At 35.7% G+C, this 4,276-nt stretch carries 2 protein-coding genes and 1 pseudogene; all 3 read left to right on the forward strand.

Annotated features, from left to right (window positions below):
- Nucleotides 1-239: 239 nt before the first annotated feature.
- Nucleotides 240-1,406 (forward strand): annotated as a pseudogene (gene dxr, locus AFK68_RS08130) (1-deoxy-D-xylulose-5-phosphate reductoisomerase); the annotation flags it as partial.
- On the forward strand, nt 1,398-1,871 hold the full coding sequence (locus AFK68_RS41270; protein ID WP_246844065.1) for a tetratricopeptide repeat protein: 474 nt from the start codon (nt 1,398-1,400) through the stop codon (nt 1,869-1,871). The pseudogene dxr and the gene AFK68_RS41270, both read left to right, overlap by 9 nt.
- A gap of 853 nt (nt 1,872-2,724) precedes the next feature.
- Nucleotides 2,725-4,245 carry a site-2 protease family protein gene (locus AFK68_RS08135; RefSeq protein WP_094672306.1) on the forward strand — a complete coding sequence of 507 codons (1,521 nt, stop codon included), beginning with the start codon at nt 2,725-2,727 and terminating at the stop codon, nt 4,243-4,245.
- Nucleotides 4,246-4,276 lie beyond the last annotated feature (31 nt).

Genomic DNA, 4,276 nt, shown 5'->3' on the forward strand with positions numbered 1-4,276 from the left:
ATAATGATTTCTATGTTAAAAATCTGAATAACTAAAATCTATTACCGAAAAATAAAGGTATCAAGCCTTCTATTTCAAGAGAAAAAAAGTGCTAGGATATTTACTTATATTCTATTCCGTTAAGGTTTTAACCATAGGTAATTATCCATTATCAATTAATGAACCTAGCAAAGTAGCTATTAACACAAAATGACCAATGAATCGTATAGTGGAATTGTGGACAACTTTCTCAAAAAAATATGAAAGCAATTACAATCTTGGGATCTACAGGGTCCATTGGTACTCAAACCTTAGACATTGTGACTCACAACCCAGACAAATTTCGAGTTATTGGGTTAGCTGCCGGAAGTAACGTAGAAATATTAGCCCAACAGGTCAGACAATTTCGCCCTCAAATTGTTGCTATTAACGATGAGTCCAAATTTACGGCACTAAAAGAGGCCATTGCTGACCTGGAACCTCAACCTCAATTGCTTGCTGGCCAAGATGGTGTTACAGAAGTAGCTAGATATGGCCAATCAGAAGCAGTCGTGACAGGTATAGTAGGTTGTGCTGGTTTATTACCTACTATTGCTGCTATTGAAGCAGGGAAAGATATTGCTTTGGCAAATAAAGAAACACTTATTGCAGCAGGTCCGGTTGTTAATCCCTTAATTGAAAAATATGGAGTAAAATTATTACCTGCCGACTCAGAGCATTCAGCAATTTTTCAATGTCTTCAAGGTATACCTAAAGAGGGTTTACGCAGAATTATTTTAACTGCTTCTGGTGGTGCTTTTAGAGACTGGCCAATTGAGAGATTATCAAATGTAAAAGTGGCAGATGCTATTAAACATCCTAACTGGTCAATGGGTCGAAAAATTACTGTTGATTCTGCCACAATGATGAATAAAGGTTTGGAAGTTATTGAAGCTCATTATTTGTTTGGATTGGATTATGAAAATATTGATATAGTCATTCATCCTCAGAGTATAATTCACTCTTTAATTGAGTTACAAGATACTTCTGTTTTAGCTCAATTGGGTTGGCCGGATATGCGTTTACCTTTGCTTTACGCTTTATCTTGGCCGGAAAGGATTTATACTGATTGGGAACAGTTAGATTTAGTTAAAGCTGGAAGTCTAACTTTCAAGGAACCCGATAATTTGAAATATCCTTGCATTCAGTTAGCTTATTCTACAGGTCGTATGGGTGGTTCTATGCCTGCAGTTTTGAATGCAGCAAATGAACAGGCTGTAGCATTGTTTTTAGAAGAAAAAATTCCGTTTTTGGATATTCCTAAATTAATTGAATATGTATGTGAAAAACATAAGTCAAGTAATCAAGAAAATCCTAGTTTAGATGATATTTTAGAAGCAGATAAATGGGCAAGACAAGAGGCTTTAGCAGCAACTAGCATAGTAAATAATTCTCTAACAAATGTAAACTTAGTTAATGTTGATGAAAATCAAACAGAAACAGAAACATCTACAACAACAGAAAATCAGCAGCCAGAATTTAAGACTTTTTATCAACGAGGATTAGCTAAATATGAACAACAGAATTATCAATCAGCTTTAGCAGAATTTAATCAGGCAATAGATATAGACTCTAGTCATGTAGATGCTTATATTCACAGAGGTGATGTTAAAGATAAACTAGAAGATTATGAGGGAGCAATTGCTGATTATAATGAGGCAATTAAAATAGATTCAACCCATCCAAAAGCTTATTATAGACGGGGAAATGTACTGCGAAAAGCTGGAGATAATTGGGGAGCGATCGCTGATTATAATCAAGCAATTAGACTAAATCCTAATTATACATCTGCAAAGCATCGGAGTCATATTCATGCAGACCCAGAAACTATAGAAAAATTGCTACAAGATTAAGTAGATATAATCATTTTTATAGAAATAGAAAATGATGATTTACTAAATTATTATCAGCAACATTTGAAGTGAAAAATAAATCAACTAAAAAGACTTTATTTAGGTAAATAATTGAGCAAAGATATACTAAGCTGAACTGAAATAATTATCTAATATTTCAACAACTATAGTAGTAAAAAATTAAGTTGTGAAATCCTGCAAAAATAGTTATATAGCAATATGAAATGATTCAGAAAAAAAAACTGTAGGGGTTTGATTTCCAAATCCCTTATGCGCTTGGGTTTGGAGACCAAACCCCTACTATAAAATAGACATCTCTAGAAAAAAGTAAAATTTCAAATACATAACTTCTCTCTTTTGTCAAGTTTTATGTAAAGATGTTGATAAAGCATAGCTATTACAGGAGGTACTAATAANCTTGGGTTTGGAGACCAAACCCCTACTATAAAATAGACATCTCTAGAAAAAAGTAAAATTTCAAATACATAACTTCTCTCTTTTGTCAAGTTTTATGTAAAGATGTTGATAAAGCATAGCTATTACAGGAGGTACTAATAACTAATAACGTAAGCAAACAGCTATTAGCAGTCAGCGGTCAGCTAATAGCCGAGCAAACGTACAGAACTGATGAAAATTAGCTGATGATTTTTTTCTTGATACTTCACTTTTTGGAGATTAATTACTCCTGACAAATAGGATACGTTAATAACTCATAGCTGATAGCTGAATGCTGACGGCTGAATGCTTACCTAATAACTAATAACTGTTAACTAATAACTAATAACTGATAACTGATAACTGATAACTAATCACTGATAACTGTTAACTAATAACTGATAACTGATAACTGATAATGTATACCACATCCGAAAATACAACTACAGTAATAGTAGCTTTGATTGCTCTGGGAATTCTGGGCTGGGGATACTACAGAGCTAGATCTTATGGTAAAACAGGCATTTTAGCCTGGTTACAATCAGTAGTATTAATGGCACCTTGGCTACTATTTTTTGCTCTATTTGCTGCGGGAATTTATATCAACTTAGTATTGATTCTATTTCTGCTAATAGCTTGTACAGCATTGTACATTTATTTGGGAAGGCAATTACGAATAATAGCAGCTCAAGAAGCAGAAAATAAACCCGATATTGAATCTATTAGTAACTCCTCAAAACCTGATTCCACTGAAGAAATAACTAAATTACCAAATGTAGAGAAAATAGAAAAAGAGGAAGAGAAAAAAGAAGAAACTCTAGAATTTATTCCTATTCCAACTGAAGACTTGCAAAAAGTAAAAGACATTTTTGGTGTCGATACCTTTTTTGCCACCGAAACTATCCCTTATCAAGAGGGAGCTATTTTCAAAGGAAATTTACGGGGAGAACCAGAAACAGTTCATACTAAATTATCAGCAAAATTGGCAGAAAAACTCGGCGATCGCTACCGACTATTTTTATTGGAAAGTCCGGAAGCTAAACCAGTAGTCATCATTTTACCAAGCAAAAGTGACCCTAAACCTGCCACTACATCCCAAAAAATTCTGGCAGTTATTCTATTGCTTGCTACTATTGCCACCAGTTTTGAAGCGGGTGGGTTATTGTTAGGGTTCGACTTTTTCAATGAACCTATGAGATATCAAGAAGCATTACCCGTTGTCATTGGTTTGTGGATAGTTTTGGCAGGTCACGAAATAGCTCACCAAGTCTTGGCAAAACGTCACAATGTTCGCTTTAGTTGGCCGCTCTTTCTCCCCGCTTGGCAAATTGGCAGTTTTGGTTCTGTGAACCGTTTTGAATCTATGATCCCTAGTCGAAAAGTGTTGTTTGATGTCGCTTTTGCTGGACCTGCTGCTGGAGGCATAATTTCTTTGGCAATGCTATTAGGGGGTTTATTGCTTTCCCACGAAGGTAGTCTGTTTCAAATGCCAGCAGAATTTTTTAGAGCTTCTGTTTTGGTGGGAACTCTAGCGCGAGCGATCTTAGGTCCGGCAGTACATCAAAATATAGTAGATGTTCACCCACTGGCAATTATGGGTTGGTTGGGTTTACTTATTACAGCAATTAATTTGATGCCTGCGGGTCAGTTGGATGGTGGTAGAATTGTGCAAGCAGTTTATGGTCGGAAAGTTGCAGGTAGAGCAACATTTTTCACTTTTGTAGTCTTGGCGATCGCTTCTTTGGTTAATCCTTTGGCGTTGTATTGGGCGATTATTATTTTGGTATTACAGCGAAATTTAGAACGCCCTTGTTTAAATGAATTAACTGAACCTGATGATGCGCGAGCTGCTTTGTGTTTATTAGCTTTGTTTTTGGCGATCGCTACTTTGTTCCCTCTAACTCCAGGTTTAGCTGGTAGGTTGGGTATTGGCGGTTAGTGGGGAGTGAGGGAGTAGGGGAGTAGGGGAG

Source organism: Hydrocoleum sp. CS-953 (assembly GCF_002260545.1).
Lineage (GTDB): Bacteria > Cyanobacteriota > Cyanobacteriia > Cyanobacteriales > Microcoleaceae > Trichodesmium.